The 18,322-nt window shown below is 65.4% G+C and carries 12 protein-coding genes; 3 read left to right on the forward strand and 9 right to left on the reverse strand.

Annotated features, from left to right (window positions below):
- Window positions 1-144 precede the first annotated feature (144 nt).
- Entirely contained in the window at window positions 145-522 is a 378-nt protein-coding gene (locus E1263_RS16795; RefSeq protein ID WP_238161289.1) for a hypothetical protein, read from the reverse strand.
- A gap of 157 nt (window positions 523-679) precedes the next feature.
- Between E1263_RS16795 and E1263_RS16800 the strand changes: the two genes are divergently transcribed.
- From E1263_RS16800 to E1263_RS16810, 3 genes are all read left to right on the forward strand, one after another.
- Entirely contained in the window at window positions 680-1,729 is a 1,050-nt protein-coding gene (locus E1263_RS16800) for a carbohydrate kinase family protein (RefSeq protein ID WP_238161290.1), read from the forward strand.
- Between the two features lie 67 nt (window positions 1,730-1,796).
- Window positions 1,797-3,068 (forward strand): ABC transporter substrate-binding protein, encoded by a 1,272-nt coding sequence (locus E1263_RS16805; RefSeq protein WP_132168346.1) that lies wholly within the window; start codon window positions 1,797-1,799, stop codon window positions 3,066-3,068.
- The gene (locus E1263_RS16810; protein ID WP_202868916.1) at window positions 3,068-3,508 is read left to right on the forward strand and encodes a cytidine/deoxycytidylate deaminase family protein; all 441 of its coding nucleotides are present in this window, start codon (window positions 3,068-3,070) and stop codon (window positions 3,506-3,508) included. Before E1263_RS16805 ends, E1263_RS16810 begins: the two co-directional genes overlap by 1 nt.
- Window positions 3,509-3,523: 15 nt before the next feature.
- Here E1263_RS16810 and E1263_RS16815 read toward each other — a convergent pair whose 3' ends face one another.
- The 8 genes from E1263_RS16815 to E1263_RS16850 form a co-directional block, all read right to left on the reverse strand.
- A complete protein-coding gene (locus tag E1263_RS16815; RefSeq protein ID WP_132168348.1) occupies window positions 3,524-3,856 on the reverse strand; it encodes a YciI family protein in 333 nt (110 codons plus the stop codon).
- Window positions 3,853-4,851: a TIGR03842 family LLM class F420-dependent oxidoreductase gene (locus E1263_RS16820; RefSeq protein ID WP_132168350.1), complete on the reverse strand. Its 999-nt coding sequence runs from the start codon at window positions 4,849-4,851 to the stop codon at window positions 3,853-3,855. The genes E1263_RS16815 and E1263_RS16820 overlap by 4 nt, the downstream gene beginning before the upstream one ends.
- Window positions 4,852-4,863: 12 nt before the next feature.
- On the reverse strand, window positions 4,864-6,270 hold the full coding sequence (gene hydA, locus E1263_RS16825; RefSeq protein ID WP_132168352.1) for a dihydropyrimidinase: 1,407 nt from the start codon (window positions 6,268-6,270) through the stop codon (window positions 4,864-4,866).
- 14 nt (window positions 6,271-6,284) lie between these two features.
- Window positions 6,285-7,127, reverse strand: coding sequence for a nitrilase-related carbon-nitrogen hydrolase (locus E1263_RS16830; protein ID WP_202868917.1), 843 nt, complete (start codon window positions 7,125-7,127; stop codon window positions 6,285-6,287).
- 122 nt (window positions 7,128-7,249) lie between these two features.
- Window positions 7,250-7,459: a hypothetical protein gene (locus E1263_RS16835; protein ID WP_132168356.1), complete on the reverse strand. Its 210-nt coding sequence runs from the start codon at window positions 7,457-7,459 to the stop codon at window positions 7,250-7,252.
- Between the two features lie 167 nt (window positions 7,460-7,626).
- On the reverse strand, window positions 7,627-8,022 hold the full coding sequence (locus E1263_RS16840; protein ID WP_165956638.1) for an Imm50 family immunity protein: 396 nt from the start codon (window positions 8,020-8,022) through the stop codon (window positions 7,627-7,629).
- 11 nt (window positions 8,023-8,033) lie between these two features.
- Complete coding sequence (locus tag E1263_RS16845; RefSeq protein ID WP_132168360.1) at window positions 8,034-14,780, reverse strand: HNH/endonuclease VII fold putative polymorphic toxin; 6,747 nt, start codon at window positions 14,778-14,780, stop codon at window positions 8,034-8,036.
- A complete protein-coding gene (locus E1263_RS16850) occupies window positions 14,780-18,250 on the reverse strand; it encodes a LamG-like jellyroll fold domain-containing protein (protein ID WP_132168362.1) in 3,471 nt (1,156 codons plus the stop codon). Before E1263_RS16850 ends, E1263_RS16845 begins: the two co-directional genes overlap by 1 nt.
- Window positions 18,251-18,322 lie beyond the last annotated feature (72 nt).

Here is an 18,322-nt window from a genome sequence, read left to right on the forward strand (position 1 = left end):
GGAGCGGGGTTGGTGCCGGGGGCCGGGCGGGCGGTGGCTATGCGCGCTACGGCGGCGTCGGGTTTGCGGCCGGCTCGGCGGGCGGCTTCGACGTGGAGGCGGGCCAGCTCTACTGCTTGGCGGGAGACCCTTACGGTCTTCTTCTCAGCCATGCTCACCGTCTCCCTCGACGACCTCGATCTCGGCGTCTGCAATCTCAGCGTACGCGGCCGCGCCGACGCGGTCGATCGCTACAGCCGCGGTGAGGGCTGCGACCAGGTCATAGTCCTCCGGTTGTAACAGCTCGGAGCGCATCAGTGAGCGGAGCGTGACGACACCGGCATCTGTGCCGGCTTCGTCGTCGTCGAGGATCTGCTCGACGGCCCAGCGGACCATACGCATCGTCTCCTCGCGGTGCCGCCAGGTGTCGAGCTCGCGGTCGGACTTGCGGGTCAGGTAGGCACCCAGGGCGACGCCGCCGAGCGCCAGCAGCGGCGCACCGACCGTCATCACCACCCCGACCACCACAATCCAGGTCGGCATTACCGACACACCCCCCAAACCATCGATTTCTCCCCTGTTCGGCCCCATTGACCGGTCGATGATGTTACGTAGGAGCATTCCACCCAGCACCGACAGTCCGCGCCCCCGCGATCGGTCCCGGCAAGTCCCGCCCAGAATGACAAGGAACGAGGTCACCGTGAACGAGGAGCCCGAGGCGTACGACGTGTTCGTCCAGGGGACGGTGTTCCTGGACATCGTGCTGACCGGCCTGGAGACCGCACCGACCACAGGGACCGAGATCTTCGCCGAGGGGATGGGATCGTGCCCCGGTGGGGTCGCGAACTTCGCGATCGCCGCCAGCCGGCTCGGCCTGCGCAGCGGTCTGGCCGCGGTCTTCGGTGATGACGTGTACGCCGACTTCTGCTGGCGGACGTTGGCCGACCAGGAAGGTGTCGACCTGTCCCACTCGCGCCGGATCGGCCACTGGCACTCCCCCGTCACGGTGTCGATGTCGATCGACCGTGACCGGGCCATGGTTACGCATGCGCACGAGGCGCCCGGCAACCCGAGCAAACTGGTCGGCCCCGGGCTGAACACCAAGTCCGCGATCGTCCCGGTTGCCGACGACCTGCCGGACTGGGTTCAGCAGGCGAAACAGTCCGGCGCCCTGCTGTTCGGCGACGTCGGCTGGGATCCGACCGACGAGTGGTCTCCGGCAGTGCTCGACGTACTGGATGGTTTCCACGCCTTCACGCCCAACGCGGCCGAGGCGATGGCCTACACCCGCACCGACACCCCGAAGGCCGCGCTCCACAAACTGGCCGAGCGGGTCCCCCTGGCGGTCGTCACGAACGGCGCAGACGGCGTACTGGCTATTGACTCGGCGACCGGGGAAGAGGAGCACATCCCGGCGCTACCGGTTCGCTCTTATGACCCGACCGGTGCAGGCGATGTCTTCCTGGCTTCGCTCGTCCTCGGGACGCTGCGCGGCTGGCCACTGGCGCACCGCCTCGCGTTCGGCAACCTCTGTGCCGGGCTGTCGGTGCAGCACTTCGGTGGCTCGCTGGCCGCGCCCGGCTGGGGCGACATCATCGACTGGGTGCGCGACCACAGCCGGCACCGTCCCGGTGATGTCGACCCGGACATCCTCAAGCACTACACCTTCATCGGCGACGTCCTCCCTGCTGGTCCGGTCCCGATCGTCCGCCGCGCGTCCGCAACCATCGCCCGGCTGTCCGACGCCTGAAAAACACCGCGTTAAGAGCCGTGAGAGTCGTAGTCTCGGGGAACCAAACTGGTCTGGAGGCGGCGTGATGAGTGGGTTCAGCAGGCGACAGGTGCTGGGGCTTGGTGGCGGGCTGGCGGCGGTGGCCGTGGCCGGCTGTGGATCCAACACGGGCCGGCCCAACAGTGGCGGTGACAGCGGCGGCAAGCCCGCGTTGTCGCAGTGGTACCACCAGTACGGCGAAGCCGGCACTCAGCAGGCGGTCGAGCGGTACGCGAAGGAGTACCCGGACGCGACCGTGTCGGTCCAGTGGTCGCCAGGTGATTACGACAAGAAGGTGTCGACCACGCTGCTGACCGACCAGGGTCCGGACGTGTTCGAGTACGGCAACGGCCCCACGATCGACATGATCAAAGGTGGCCAGGTCGTCGACCTGACCGACGTACCGGGGCCTGCTGTTTCCGACTTCACGCCGTCGCTGATCAAGCGGATGTCGTACCAGGGCAAGCTGTACGCGATCCCGCAGGTCGTCGACATGCAGTTCCTCGTGTACCGCAAGAGCCTGCTCAGCGCGGCCGGTGTGCAGCCGCCGCAGACTGTCGACGAGCTGCTCGATGCCGCGAAGAAGCTCACCACCGACAAGGTGAAGGGTCTGTTCGTCGGCAACGACGGCGGCGTCGGCGTGCTCGGCGGGCCTGCCCTGTGGTCGGCCGGCCTCGACTACCTGACCGACGACGGCAAGTTCGGCTTCGACGACCCGCTCGCGGCCGAGTCGCTGAAGAAGCTCCGCGAGCTGTTCACCTCGAAGACCCTGCTGCTCGGCGCACCCGCCGACTGGTCCGATCCGTCAGCCTTCACGCAGGGCCTGACCGCGATGCAGCTGACCGGCCTCTGGACGCTGCCGGCGATCGAGAAGGCCTTCAAGGACGACTTCGGTGTCCTCCCCTGGCCGAAGCTGAACGCAACCACCGGCGCCCCGAGCGTCCCCGTCGGCGCGTACGGCGCCTGTGTCAGCTCGAAGTCGAAGAACGTCGACGCGGCGAAGAAGTTCGTCAAGTGGCTGTGGGTCGACCAGACCGACAAGCAGCTCGACTTCGCCCAGGCCTACGGCTTCCACATCCCGGCCCGCAAGTCGCTCATCGAGAAGGCCGACAAACTGAAGTCCGGCCCCGCCGCCGACGCCGCCAAGTTCGTCAACGACCACGGCCACGCCCAGTCGCCCGTCCTCTGGTCCCCCAAATCCAGTACGGCGTACTCCGACGCCCTGAACCGCGTCATCCGCAGCGGCTCCGACCCGGCCACCGAGATCAAGGCCGTCAAGTCAGTCGTCGAAGCCGAGCTCAAACGGATCGCCGGCTGATGGACCTGAACCCCTTGACCGCCGACGATCATGCGCTGATCGACCTCGCCCGCCGTACCGTCGACGAAAACACCGACGGTCCCGACGGCATCTACACGATGGGCGCCGCAGTCCGCGGCGCCGACGGACACATGTTCGCCGGAATCAACCTCTACCACTTCACCGGCGGCCCCTGCGCCGAACTAGTTGCCCTAGGCCACGCCCGAGCCTCCGGCGCCCGCGACCTGGTGTCGATCGTCGCCGTAGGCAACGAAAACCGAGGCGTCCAAGCCCCTGCGGCCGAGACCGCCAAGTATTGCTGGACTACCACCCAGAAATCCGAGTCATCCTCCCGGGCCCCAACGGCCCGGGCTGGGCCCCCATCACCGACCTACTCCCCGGAGGCTACCGCTGGGAGCCCTGAGGTCTTCCCAGCTGGAACGCATGGACCAATAATATGACTTGTTGGTTATGTCTCAACCAAGTTGGATTTCGCCTTCGCGGAACCACCAGGTGAGGGGTTCGGCGATCAGGATGCCGGCCTGTACGGCGGGATCCTGGGCGGCGTACTGGCGGGCTTCTTCGATACCTACGCGGTAGACGCAGAGGCCGCGGAGGGTTTGGTCGTCCTGATCACGGAACGGGCCTGCTGCGCCCATCACGCCGTTCGCCCGTTGCTGGTCCAGGAAGGCCAGATGGGCCTCCTGGATGGCGTCCGACTCGGCTTCGGGCAGGTCCGGTGGGTTGTCCGGACGGCTCAGGAGGATGAGGGTCAACGACTCCATCCCCGGGCGGGGCGGCGTACTCACGCGAAGACCGGGATGATGTCTTTGCCGTAGGCGGCGAGGGTTTCCTCTTTGGCGTCGTGCTGGAGGTAGACGGCGAACTGGTCGACGCCTAGTGCCTTGAGCTCCTCCAGCCTGGCGAGGTGGTTTTCGACTGGGCCCAGGAGACAGAAGCGGTCGACTACCTCGTCGGGGACGAAGGCGGTGTGGGTGTTGCCGGCGCGGCCGTGCTGGGTGTAGTCGTAGCCTTTGCGGCCCTCGATGTAGTCGGTCAAAGCCTTCGGTACGCCGCTCCCAGCCGCGCCGTACCGCTCGACGATGTCGGCCACGTGGTTGCCGACCATGCCACCGAACCAGCGGGTCTGCTCACGTTGATGCGCGAGATCGTCACCGACATACGCCGGCGCGGCCACGCAGAACTTGATCGCCTCCGGATCGCGACCCGCCTCCTCAGCAGATCGCCGTACGGCGCCGATCATCCAATCGGCGATGTCGGGATCGGCCAGCTGCAGGATGTAGCCGTCGCCGACCTGCCCGGTCGCGGCCAGCGCCTTGGGCCCGTACGCCGCCACCCAGACCTCGAGCGCGCCGTTCTCGACCCAGCCGAGCCTCAGCTCCTGGCCGCGATGCGTCACGGTCTCGCCGCGGGCCAACGATCGGATCACCTCGACCGACCGCTTCATCTCGGCGATCGTGCCGGGTTGCGCGCCCAGCGTCCGCAAGGCCGAGTCACCGCGGCCGATCCCGCAGACCGTGCGGTTGCCGAACATCTCGTTCAGCGTGGCGAACTGGGACGCGATCACAGTCCAGTCGCGCGTGCCCGGGTTCGTCACCATCGGGCCGACGATCACGCGTCGCGTCGCCGCCAGGATCTGGCTGTAGATGACGAACGGCTCCTGCCACAGCAGGTGCGAATCGAACGTCCACACGTAGTCGAACCCGGCGTCTTCTGCCTTGACCGACAGCTCCACCACCGCGGACGCCGGCGGATCGCACTGAAACACCACTCCGAAGTCCACAGTCCGTTCCCCCTAGACCAAGTACGACGACAGGCCGCGCTTCAGGTACCGGCCGCGACCCTTCCGGCCATGGTAGTTGCCGTCAGCCACGATCACCTCGCCGCGCGAGATGACGGTGCCCACCCGGCCCTGGATCTCGACCCCTTCGTACGCCGAATAGTCCATGTTCATGTGATGCGTCTCGACGCCGATCCGCGTCGTACCGTTCGGGTCGTAGACGACGAGGTCGGCATCCGATCCCGGCGCCACGATCCCCTTCTGCGGATACAGCCCGAACATCCGGGCCGGCGTGGTCGCGATCGTCTCGACCCAACGCTCCAACGACAACTGCCCGTCGACGACACCTTGGTAGATCAGGTCGACCCGATGCTCCACCCCGCCGATCCCGTTCGGAATCTTCGAGAAGTCACCTCGACCAAGCTCCTTCTGGTCCTTCATGCAGAACGGGCAGTGGTCGGTCGACACGATCGCCAGGTCGTTGCTCCGCAGCCCCTTCCACAAGTCCTTCGCGTGCGACTCATGCTTGCTGCGCAGCGGAGTTGAACAGACCCACTTCGCGCCCTCGAATCCAGGCGCACCGAGCTGATCCTCCAGCGTCAGATAGAGATACTGCGGGCAGGTCTCGGCGAAAACGTTGCGGCCGGCATCTCTCGCCTGCGCAACAGCCTCCAGCGCCCCACTCGCACTCAGATGCACGATGTAGAGCGGGCAATCCTTGGCAACCTCAGCCAACGCGATCGCACGACTCGTTGCCTCGGTCTCCAACGCAGGCGGCCGCGTGATCCCGTGGTAGATCGGGTCGCTCTCACCGCGTGCCAGCGCCTGCTGCACCAGTACGTCGATGGCGATGCCGTTCTCCGCATGCATCATGATCATCGCGCCGTTCTCCCGCGCGGTCTGCATCGCGCGCAGGATCTGGCCGTCATCGGAGTAGAACACCCCGGGATAGGCCATGAACAGCTTGAAACTCGTAATCCCCTCGTCCCTGACGAGCGAATCCATAGCCTTCAACGAATCGCCGTCGACCCCGCCCAGAATCATGTGGAACGCGTAGTCGACATGGCAGTTGCCCTCAGCCTTGGCATGCCACGCAGCCAGACCATCCTGTACGACGTCGCCAGTCTTCTGCACGGCGAAGTCGATGATCGTGGTGGTGCCACCCCAGGCAGCAGCCCGAGTCCCCGTGTCGAAGGTGTCACTGGCCGCCGTACCGCCGAAGGGCAGCTCCATATGCGTGTGAGCGTCGATCCCGCCCGGGATCACATACTTGCCGGTGGCATCGATCACCTCGTCCGGCGCGATCGTTGCGCTGAACAACGGATCCAGCAGGGCAACGATCTTCTCCCCCTGCACCAGCACATCGGCTTTTTGTGACCCGGTCGGCCCGATGACCGTCCCACCCTTGACCAGCAACGTCATTGTCGCTCCCTCGTCTACGGCTTGGTCAGATCCCCGTAAGCATCCGGCCGGCGATCCCGGTAGAACTGCCACCGATCCCGCACCGTGTCGAGAAGATTCAGATCCAGGTCCCTGATGATCAGCTCGGGGTCATGGTCGTGCCCGACCTCCCCCACGAACTTCCCCTCCGGGTCCACGAAGTACGACGTACCGTAGAAGTCGTTGTCCCCGTACTCGGACTCGATCCCCACCCGGTTGATCGCCCCGATGAAGTATTCGTTGGCCACCGCGCTCGCCGGCTGCTCCAGCTGCCACAAGTACGCCGACAACCCGCGGCTCGTGGCCGACGGATTGAACACGATCTTCGCGCCAGCGAGGCCGAGCGCCCGCCACCCCTCCGGGAAGTGCCGGTCATAACAGATGTAGACGCCGATCCGCCCCACCGCAGTGTCGAACACCGGATACCCCAGGTTCCCCGGCCGGAAGTAGAACTTCTCCCAGAACCCCTTCACCTGCGGAATATGGTTCTTCCGGTACTTCCCCAAGTACTTGCCGTCAGCATCGATCACCGCAGCCGTGTTGTACAACACCCCCGGCTGCTCCTGCTCATACATCGGCAGCACCATCACCAGGCCAAGCTCTTTGGCGAGCGCCTGGAACCGCTCCGTAGTAGGCCCAGGCACACTCTCGGCGTACTCGTAGAACTTGGGATCCTGCAGCTGGCAGAAGTAGGGCCCATAAAACAGCTCCTGAAAACAGATGACCTTGGCTCCCGCCTCAGCCGCCTGCCGCGCATACTCCTCATGCGCCTTGATCATGGACTCTTTGTCACCGGTCCAAGACGTCTGCACCAGCGCAGCCCGCACAACCTCCGCCACCAAAACCTCCCGAAGTCGCCGAGCACTCATCCTCCATCCGCACCCCCACAGAGTCAACGGATGTCTCCGGCCGGTCTACCCGCAGGCGGTACCCCGCACATACGCGGAGATCCGCAGGGGCATCACGAACTCCGCACCCCCTGCAAAGACACCGAGCCGGAGTGCCCCGCAACCGCGTCGCTGTAGTAGACATGCCGCCGCTCTTCCTCAAGCACCAGGCAGTACGACTCATTGGCATCCACCCCGATGCTGTACGCCGTCGCAGGCACACCCTTCGCCCGCAACCGCGTCAGCGCCTTCCGCGGACGCCGCGCCGCATCGCGATTGCCCATCGGCCGCAACTCGTCGTACTCAGCCTCAGTGAGGTGAATCGGGAAAGTGACATCGACGCCGGGGCCGGCCAGGCCGTCAAGTCAGGTGGTGAGGGGGCGACCGGCTCGCCGGCGGCGAGTCGGGTCATGCGTCGCCTGGAGCCCCACGGAGCCCCAGGCGACGCATTTCAGAAAGAGCCCATCGCGTAAGCAGAAACTCGCAGGATCGTTGCCGTGTCCGCTAGGCCATGCAGTTTGACTGAGTCGGACTCGCCGGAGAATCTGACCGGTCCGTCCTTCCGGACCGTGAGGTCGCAGATCGAGTCCACGGTCAGCTCGTTGATCGAGATAGCCTGCAGGCCACCGAAGGCGAGCTCGATCTGAACCACCTCCAGGCCGTCGCGCCGCCATTTCGCCGGTGGGTCGGCCGGAAACTCCGCCAGATCGAAGCGGAGGCGCAGGGTCGGCCCGTTCACGCTCAGGACGAGCTCTTCGATCCGCACCTTGTCCAGCGCAGGCAACTTGTTCCCGTAGATCGCCAGGACCGGTTGCGGATTGCTGAGAGCCTCAATCCACTCCATCATCGAAACTCCCATCAATACTCGTAGTGCTGGGCCGTGCCCGGCACCTTACCGGTTCTTGGAGTGTCGAACGGGCGCACATTCAGGTGCGCGCCTTGGTCGCCTACCCCGCCCTCGCCGTAGAAGTGGCCGGCCGAGTGGTCCTGGATGATCACTCGATCACCCCCAGAGCGCGTGAACACATATTCCCTGGTCATGATGGGGCGTCCATATGGATTCATGAGCTGATGCCCCGACCTGTCGGTCATCGCCGTCATCCTCAGCTCGTCGGCTTGCTGAGCGTTCGGAATTCCGAGGTCACGCTTCGCCGCCCGGAAAGCCGCGTTCCGGCTCGGAAGCACCCGAGTGGACGGCGTGCAGTTGGTGTTGTGAACAAGAACTGATGTGTCACCCGCCAGCACGTAGTACGTGTGGATTTCCGCGACGCTCAAGTTGTACGCGAGCGCCTGGTGGGCGGTTCGCGGCACCAGACCGAAAGCGCGTACCTTACGGCCGTCCGCGCTGAGGATTTCCTCGCCGGGGGCCAACTCGTCGGCACGTTCGAAGCGGTGGTCGGTCACCGACCAGAAGGGGTGATCCTCGGTCGTCGTGACTTTGCCGCCGGCAACGACAAGGTCGGTCAGCGTGTCGTCGTGCACCCAGAGCCGCTGGACTATCTTTGCGGCTTGTTCGCCTGACTCCGGATCCTTGGCCAGGACCTTGTCACCTGGCTTGATGTCTTGAATGGGTTTGGTGGTGCCGTCTGCCATCAGAACCGCGGTCGCACCGGCAAAGCTGCACAGGCCCCCGACCTCATCGGCAGCATCGTCGACAACCCCAGTGGCAAGATCATCGGCTTCCTTGCCGGCCGCCTTGCTGGCGGCTCGCGCCTCCTCTATGGCCTTTTCGAGCTTTCGGCCCTTCCTGATGCCCACCAACGCGTCTCCGAAGGCCGGAACTGCGCCTACAGCACTGAAACCAGCTTCGCCCCAATGGCCTCCTCCGGCGTACCAAAAGCCGTTGCCGACATCACACGCCGGACCGATCGGGCCGGCGAAGCCGCACATGTCCAAGACAAAGTGTCCTGCCTGCGAGTCACTGATCTCTGGCATCTGAGGCATGGCTGCCAGTGGTTGGACAGCCTTCATGATTGCTGGCGTGATGCCGTGCTGGGCGTAGCGGATTGCCTTGGCGGTTTGGTCGTCGGTGCTGTTCGTGCCGCCGCTCTTCTTGCCACTGCCGCCATTGCCGTTGCCCTTGCCACCGCCCTTGCCTCCGCTTTTCTTGCCGGTGCCCTCGGTGCCGGTGCCTTGGGAGGGAGTACCGGCAGGGGTTCGGCCGCCGCCGTCGTCCTGGTTCTTCAGGCCGGTGGGGTCGGAGCCGGAGACCGGGTTGTCGTTGGCATAGGTGTAGCCGAGCATCTGCTGGGGGTCGTTGGGATCCAGCAGCGGGTCGGCGCTGATGAAGCGGCCGATGGTCGGGTCGTACTCGCGGGCTCCGAGCGTGGTCAGACCCGTCAGCTTGTCCTCTGGCTTACCCAGGAAGCCGTGGTTGTCGGGCCAGGCGGTTGGCGCTGCGCCTCGGGGGTCGCCGAAGGGTTTGGCGTAGCGCTTGGTTGCTACTTGGGTGCCAGCGTCTACTGCCACCTGGGAAGTGCCGTGGTAGTCCGGGACCAGCCAGGACATGTCCGACGTCGCAGTGCCGTTCGCGGAGCGGACGCCGATCGTCTGGCCGGCAAAAGTGTACTGACGCTTGCCGAGGACCTTGCGGGTTGCCTTATCGAGGGTGAGCTCGAGCTCGCCCAGGAACAGTGTCGTTTCGGTCGGGCTCCGGCGGATCAGCAGTGCACCGTCGGCGTCGTAGACGTAGTTGGTGTCTCCGCTGGCTCCGGAGAGCCTGGTCAGCTTGCCTTGGGGGCTCCAGAGGAGCGTCTGCCCGGGGCGAACGGTGGTGTTGCCGCGGGTGTCGTAGTCATAGGCCTTCGTCGGACCGGCACCGGTGCCGGTCTGGGTGACGTTGGCCAGCGTGTGCGGCTGGTCGGTGTTGTAGTTGAAGGTGCTGGTCAGGTTGCCGGCAGTGGAGTGGTCGACCTGCGTCTTGCGCAGACCGATCGGGGTGTAGGTCCAGGACTGCCAGTACGGCGCTACTCCGCCCAGACCCGTGGTACTCGGGGCAGGCGCACAGTCGGCGCTGGCCGGCGTCCAGGCTTCGGTGACCCGACGCTGACCGTCGTAGTCGAAGCATTGAGTGTCGCCCCCGTCTACAAGATTCTGGTCCTTGAGGACGTTGCCGGTCGGGTCGTAGCTGTAGAGGTGGTCGGAGAAGACATTGGCCTTGCCCGCCGTAGTGCGAGCCAGACGGCGGGTGCCGTCCTCGTAGATGTTGTTGATTTCCATGTCGAACGCCGAGCCGAGCATGATCTTCGTGATGTCACCGAGCGGGTTGTACTCCGTCCCGTTCACATAGGTCCGGGCACTGTGCATCTTGGTCGGCAACCCGGCGGCGTTGTACTCGTACTCGACGTCCTCGCCACTGAACCCGCCCCCGTTGGAGTAGGAGTCCTTCCAGGGCGTCGTACCGTCCGGCTTGTAGGTGTAGTTGGTCCAGTAACTGCCGTCGACCTCGATCCCCTCGGCGGACGGGATCACCCGGGTAATCTGGGTCGGCAGGTACGACACGTTCCGCGTGTTGATCATCGTCCGGTACGCCGGACCCGACTTGCCCGCGGTATAGGTGGCAGACTCCGCGACCTGTCCCAACAGATCGGTCTTGTCGTATCTCCAGTCGGCCAACAGGTTGTCGGCCAGGACGCTCGTCTTGTACAGCCCCGTCTTACGATCCAACGCGTCGTATGTCGTGATCAGGGTGTTGCCGGACGAGTCCGTGGTCGACACCAGCCGGTCGCTCTCGTCGTACGCCGACGTCGACTTGCCCGCATCCGGATCCGTACTTTCGATCTTCCGGCCACGCAGGTCGTACTTGTTCGTCCACACTCCGCCCGCGCCGTCCATCCGGGTCAGCCGGCCGGCGATGTCGTACGTGTACTTCGTGTTGTCCGGCGTACCAGTGGCGGTGTTGCCCTTGAACTCGCGCCGCTCGATAATCCGCCCATATGCGTCGCTCACGGTTGCCGTCGCCGGACTTCCGGCCGGTGGCAGCACAGTCGTGATGTCACCGCCGTAGACGGTGCTGGTCGCCCACTTGGCCTGCAGCATGCTCATGAACGTCGACTTCACGTTCCGGCCGGAACCGTCGTACTCGTTCAAGGTCTGCGTCGGAACCGACGCGTTCGGAATCGCGACCAACGTTCCAGCCGGCGCCGACTCGTTCCAGATGCCCGAGTTCTCGTACTTCGCGAGACCGCGTGAGTCATAGCGCGTCTCGCTGATCACCCGCCCACCGTCGGCTCCCGGGGATTGCGACTGCCGTGCCCGCAACATCGAGTCGAACAACTGGTACGAAGTGTTGTACCCGTTCGCCTCGACATTGAGTGAATCCGTGCGGACCGTCGACGCCGCGGTGTTCGAAATTGTGTAGGTGTACTTGGTGTTCGCGGGCTTCGACGCGGCCGGCGCCTGGCTCGGCAACCACACACTGGTCAGCCGGCCAAGAGCGTCGTACGCCAGTTCGGTGACCCTGTCGTTCGCGTCCACCGTCTTCGCCGGCACGCTCCACTCGGGCCGGTACGTCGTGGCCGTGGTGAAGTTGACCGGAGCCCCGCTGTAGTCGTTGACCGTCGGCTGTTTGACCACGGTCTGCGTCAACGGACCGGTCGCCGCCGGAGTGAAGGCGGTGGTGGTCACACGCCCGAGAGCATCACTCGACGAGGTTGCGCGGCCGAGAGCGTCGTACGACTTCGTCCCGATGTTCTGGTAGACGGGCTGACCCGCCGTGTAGTGGTGGAGCCGCTGAGCCGTCGTTGCATCGCCCAGCGTCGCGACTCCGTACGCCTTGCCGTCGTAGAACGTCCGCACATCCGAGAGAACACGGTTCTCCGGCGGATTGGGCGATTCGGCGTCGCAGGCACCAGATGAGGTAACGATGCGGATCGGGCGAGCGAGCAGCCAAGTGTCCGTGTTCTTCAGGTAGTTGGTGATCGTGCAGGTCTCGTCTGCCTTGGTCGCGTCACCGAAGTCCGTGACCTTGACGGGGAGATTGTTGTCCGCGTCGTACTGCGTCGCCGTCGTACTGATCTCGTCCGGACGACCGCCGTCACGAGCTACTCGGCTCTGCGTGGCCGAGACGCCGACGAACGTCGACTTCAGGGTCCCACCCGGCACGGTCTGTGCTGCCTTCTGCGTGACGGCGTAATCGGTGATGACACCTGAGACCTCGTTGTTCGAGGTCGCGTGCTGGTATTCGACCTGCTCACGCACATTTCCGGCCAGTGCCGGCGCATCGGCCCGAACGCTGCCTGAGGTGTCGGTCACGTCGACGTTCTTGACGGCCGTCGTACCTTCGAGTTTGTCGCCGTCCATGCCACGGAAGTACTTCGTGACAGAGCGGCTCCGCGGGGAAGTGGTGTCCGCGGCGTCACCGGTGTAGGTCGTGACCAGGCTGTACCCGCGCCAGTCCGACCAGGTCTTGTCCTCGTCCTTGAGCAGCGGCGACTCCTGGTAGTGCCAAGCACCACCGCTCGAGTACAGGTACTGCGTCATCATCGTGGCGCCGTTGCCCGTCGGATCCGACGTCACGACGTTGTCCAGAACGTATTTGTGGAACCAGTCCAGGCGTTCGACGTCGCGCGGAGGCGTCCATTTCACCGGATAGCAGCGCTTGGTGTTCGTGTCCTTGTCCGGCTTCGCCGCGGATGTGCACTCCTTGCCGGCATAGTTGACCATGACCTTGGCGCCGGTCTCGGTGTTGATCTCGCTGATCCGGAAACGGACCAGTCCGTTCAGGCCATCGGTTCCGGTGTCGACGCGGTTCCCCAGGCCGACAGGCTTGAAGGTCACATCAGGCATGCCTACCGCTGTACCGGCTTTGCCGTCGTGCGCAATGCTGTTCAGCCACATCGGCTTGCCCGTGCTGTTGTCACCGGTCGACGGGAAGGTCAGGTTGGTCTGGTAGGAGTCAACCGCCTGGTACGTCGAACCCTTCAGCACCTGGGTCTGAATCTGCAGCAGGCGCTTGCGCGTGAAGTACGTCGGGGACAGCTTATTGGTGCATGCGGTCGACCCTTCGCAGACTTGGTCGAACGGGACGTCCGGCCAGTTCGCCTTGGTCGTTGCGTTCAGCACCGAACAACTCGTGAGGCAGCGTTCCGCTGTGGTGAACACAACCTGCTGCGGCGCAACCGTCGCATCGGAGAGCGAAGCGTCCCGCAGACCGTAGTCGATCCGGTTGAGGTAGCCAGCCCGGACATACGACGTGCCGGGCGAAGCGACACCGTTCTTCGCGTAGTTGTTGAGCTCCTTGGTGTACCAATACGACATCGCGTTTCCATGCAGATCAACGACGTAGTCCAGATTCCAACGCCACGCCAAGCTGCAGGACGAAGCCGAAAACGTCGATGCATGGCACGGGTCGCCGGCATCGTCGCCGAACACGGGCGCGGTGTAGACCGAGTTCGTGAGCTCTGTCATGCCGGGCTTCAGCTTGTGCTTGCCGAAGAAGTACTGCGTCCCGTCGGTGGTCGTGACCTTCCAGTACTCCTTGCGCGCATCACCGTTATCGTCGGTACCGATGATCTTCTCGACCCGCGACCCGTCGTCATTCTTGAGCTTCCACGTGCTCGCGCCGGTGTCCGCGCCGGTGACGCGAACCAGTTCGTTGGCCCTGCCGTTCAACGCGATCGTGGCGTTGTCGTACTTCCAGCACTGGTCGTACTTGCCGGTGTTCCCGTCCTGATCGCAACTGGTGTACTTGCGCTCGATGTACGACTCCGACAGGTCGAAGCCTTCGCCGACCCAGGAGACCTGATTGTTCGTGGCGGAGGTGCGTCCATCGACCGACTGCGCGGAGTACGAGAACTCCAGGCTCGGTGTCGGACCCGCTGCTGCGGGCGGCATCCGGAGCGGGTACGACCACGTGAAGTCACCGCTGGAGCCCCCACCTGACCAACTCGATGCGGCGGCGAGCCCCGTTGCCGCGTAGTCGCCGGTGCTCGAATCCGATCCGGCCGTGACAGCGAGGACGGACTGCTGCGCTCCGAGCGGAGCGGCCGCAGTGACCGTCTTCTTGGCCGCATCGTTCTGTGTCTTCAGCGGCGTGCTTGTCGAGCACGCCGGGACATTGGGGGTCGTCAGGACACAGGCCGGCAGCGCGACAACCTCTAGGCGCGAGCCCCAGTCAGCCCCGAACGCGTTCTCGTAACCGGCATAGTCGAAAGTCAGCTGTACGTCGGACTTGGCCGCCGTACTCGCCTTGACCAGGACTCCGCCGATTCCGGCGCGCACACTCGCCGCCTGATCGAGGAAGTCGAGGTCGACCGTGGCCGGCGCCGCACGTTTCGCGGATCGTGCGGCAACCAGCCCGGCCGGCTTGTCCGCCGCGGCGTTGACGGCGACGCTCTGGCGCCCTGGCGCAGGCCAGCGCACCGGACGGCTCGCGAACTCGGCGGTCTTCGCGACGGCCGCCTTCAGATCCGCCGATTCGGCCGGCGGCGCGATCGGCGGAACATCCTTGACCTTGACGCTCTTCGCCTTGACCGGCTTCGGCCGGCCCGGGCTATCGGCCTCGGCCGAGCTGGTCGGCCCGACCACCGCCACTGTCGCCGTGAGCGACAGGGCGAGCAGGATCGGAACTGATCGGCTTCGCAACTTACGCAACGTTCGATTCATCAGGAGCACTCCGTCGGGTCGCCGCCGAATTCGATGCAGAGCTGGCGTTGCGGTACGACGCCGCCGTAGAGCCGCAGGTCGTCCACCAAGGCGTTGAGCGGCGCGTACGTCGTGTCGGCATCCGCCTTCCGCGCGACGATCGTCGCGCTGCCCTGGACCGGCGTCTTGTACGACGCCGTACCGCCGTCACCGGATCGATCGGTGATCAGCAAGGTCATCTCGTCGGTGACCGCGTTGTACTCGGCGGCCAGAGCTGTCCACTCCCCCGCCGTGTACCGGTTCGTCGGCAGCGTGGTCTCCACGTACGCAGCGGTGGCGGAGTCGTTCGCGGCTCGGCTGAAGACCCATTCGGCGTCGTCATCCGTGGTGGGCCGGTACTCGATCCGCCAGGCGTCCTTGTTCGCTCCGTTCTGGCGGACGATGACCTGCTTCTTCGTTGGATCCTGGATCTGAACCCAGACTGTCGTCGTGAAGCTTGCCGTCGCGTCGACCAGTGGCCGGTTGGCCAGGAGGATCTCCGAGGCGGTGCCGGTCGTTGCCAGCACGTTGCCACGCTCGAGGTCCTCGACGATCGCGGACGACTGGTCCGGAGCGCCGGCGAAGCCGTTCAGGGTGAGGTTCTGGCCGTACACGCTGTCTGGTGTCGTCCACACCCCGGTCGAGGTGGGGGCGGTGCTGTCGAACGAGTACTTCGCCGCGAGTGAAGCTACCGGCTCGTCGTTCCCGGCCGGACCGGTGCGCGGGTCGGCGAGCAGGTTGGCCTCGGCCGGAGAGACGGTGCGGGGCCAGATCTCCACGTTGTCGACAGAGCCCTGCAGTACGCCGTTCGCCGCGCCGACGGTGTACGAGCCGACCTCGGTCGTGCCGGTCGCCTTCCACGGAGCGTGAGCGAATGTCGTGGTCCCCTGCGGCCGACCGTTGACGTACAGGGTCATCTGCTTGTTCGCCGCGTCGTAGACACCCATCAAGTGCGTCCACACGTTCAGGACCGGCGGGGCCAGCGAATCCACCCGCGCCTGGTCGGCCGTGCTGGAGTCGCTCACGTTCTGGATGAACGCCCAGCGGTTGGTCGCGCGGGTGAAGCGCAGCAATCCGCCGTACGCCTGGGTGCCGGTGAGTGCCACCACCCCGACGTCCTGCAGGACGGTCGGACGGACCCATGCCGCGATGGTGAAGTTCTGGGAAGTGTCGACCACGGGGTCGGCAGCGGTCGCCCGGTTCGGGGCACCGTTGAAGGCGAGCGAACCGGCGACGCGTCCGGCGTCGTCGAACTGAGCCCCGGTCAGGGCCAGCGGGTGGTTCTTACCGGAGGAGTCGGCCGCCGTCGTACCGGAGGTTTCGTCGAAGTCCCAGGCCCCGGACGGTGGCAGGCCCGCGCCGACATTGATCCGGTGGTACGCCGTGGTGCTGGTGTGCGAAGCGGCGTCGTGACTGACCGCGCCCAGTGTCATGAGCGTCCGGCCCGGAGTCAGCAGGTTGACGGTGACCGAGCGGCCGTTGACGCGGGTCATCTTGCCGTTGAAGCCGTAGCTGAGAGCCGCGACATCCACGCTGCTCGAGGAGATCGTGTAGGTCACCTTGGCGCCGAGCGGGACCACCTCGGGGCAGACATCGGGAGTTGTGCTGGTGAGGCAGTCGGTGAGCGTCGTGCCGTTGTACTTCGCCGTGATGACAGGCTTCGGCGGTGGTGTGGTGTCGACCTGGAAGTAGCAGGACGGCGACCATGCCGATACCAGCGTTCCACCGGGTACGGCCAACAGCGTGCGGGCTCGGTAGGTGTATTTGATGCCAGTGGTCAATGCGGTCTTCGGCTTCATCGTGACCAGAACGCCGGATCGGACAGTCCCCGCGTTCTGGAACTCCTGAACCACCTGCGACGGAGTGACGAGCTGGAACTGAACCACGATGGCGGCCGTGTTGTCACTGGCTCCCATCAGGCCCCGCGCGGAGACCTGCGGCAGCAGCGAAGCCACGATGGTGGGATCGGTCGACGGCGCGCAGCCGCTGGCCAGGTCGGTATCCGTAGCCACGCCGAGCCCGTACGCCGGCAGCGGGAAATTGGTGTACTCGATGTCGAGCTTGCCCGTGCTGTCGAACTGCTTCCAGGAGAGATTGTCGGTCTCGCTGGTGCCGCTCAGCCGGAAGGTCGCGATCTTGCCGTTGCCGGCCGACGTGTACTTGATGGAGCTGGTGACGTTGAACTCGACGGGGCCCGCGGGGCAGGCCGAGCCCCATCCCTTCGCAACGTTCGCGGTGGCGACAACGGCCTGTGCGGCGGGCTGCTTGTTCCACGTCGTGGCCGACCCGATCGCTGCGGTGCGGGAAACCGTCATGGAGCGGGCGGAGCAACTGGCCGAATGGATCTCGTAGGTCCGCAGCGAAGCGGAGACGACGTTCTTGCTGGCGAAGCCTGCGACATCGAACTGGAAGAACGAGCGGACGACCTTGTGCTGCTGATAGTTCTCGGCGCCGACCCCGAGGCTGTGGGTGGTCTTCCACCACGAGGTGGTCGGATAGTTCTCCCAGACCGCACCCCAGCCGTTGCGGTCGCGGGTCACGTTCAGCGTCGGGTCGATGACGACCGGGTACACGGTGCCCGCTCCGGTCAGCAGCTTCTGGTCCGGAATCACCGTCAGGCCCTGCTTGCTGCCGGAGAACGTCATCAGGGCACGCTTCGACTGACCGAACGGTCCGCGCTCGACCGCTGCGGCGGCAGCCGGCTTCGTCTTCATGCTGGTGCCGGCCGAGTCCCACATGAGCGGTTCGCCGACGGTGAGGACCTGGCGGCCGTTCGAGTCGACGTACGACGGGCGGCCGGGCTGCGAGGTGCGCAGGCCGAGGTTCTTGGTCGTGACCGGGAAGGTCAGGCTGCGCAGCGCGGGGTTGGACGCGGCCTCCCGGTTCTGTACGACGAGGTTGTAGCTGAAGGTGCTGTCCGCGGCGTCGACCACCAGGTCCACGCCGGGCAGGACAGCGGCGTACGTCGCCTTGGAGCCGGCGACCGTGGGCGCCGGCAGCGACCAGGGGGCCTTGAGCTCGAAGACACCGCCGTCCTGGGTGAAGCGGGCAAGCGGGCCGTTACCTCCGGCAGAGAAGGCGATATCGGTCGTCGATGCCTTGGGCGCGATCATCCCGTCGGGGCGAGCCGCGAGGTTCGTGTCGATCGCGGTCCAGGCGCCATCCTTCTGGACGCGGACCGGCTCGTTGGACATCTCGGCCTTCAACGTGCCCTGCGGAGTCGCAAGGGTCCGCGTGTACGGCGTCGTCTTCTCCTCCACCTCCACCGAGGTGTTGAACTTGGCCGCCAGCCGCGACGCGTCGACGACGGTCTTCGCCGACGACGGCGCCACCTCCGGCTTGGCCTGCGCGACGACCGGCATCGCAGCCAATCCCGCCGCAAGCACCGATGTGATCGAAACAACGCTGATCGGGCGCACGAACGCACGCAAAGACCACCGGTTGGAAGACATACCTCACCCCTGAAAATCAGAACCACCGAAACCGCGAACCTCCCCCGAGGCGCACCACTCGGAGGACGGCCG

This window comes from Kribbella antibiotica (assembly GCF_004349055.1).
In the GTDB taxonomy this organism is placed as follows: domain Bacteria; phylum Actinomycetota; class Actinomycetes; order Propionibacteriales; family Kribbellaceae; genus Kribbella; species Kribbella antibiotica.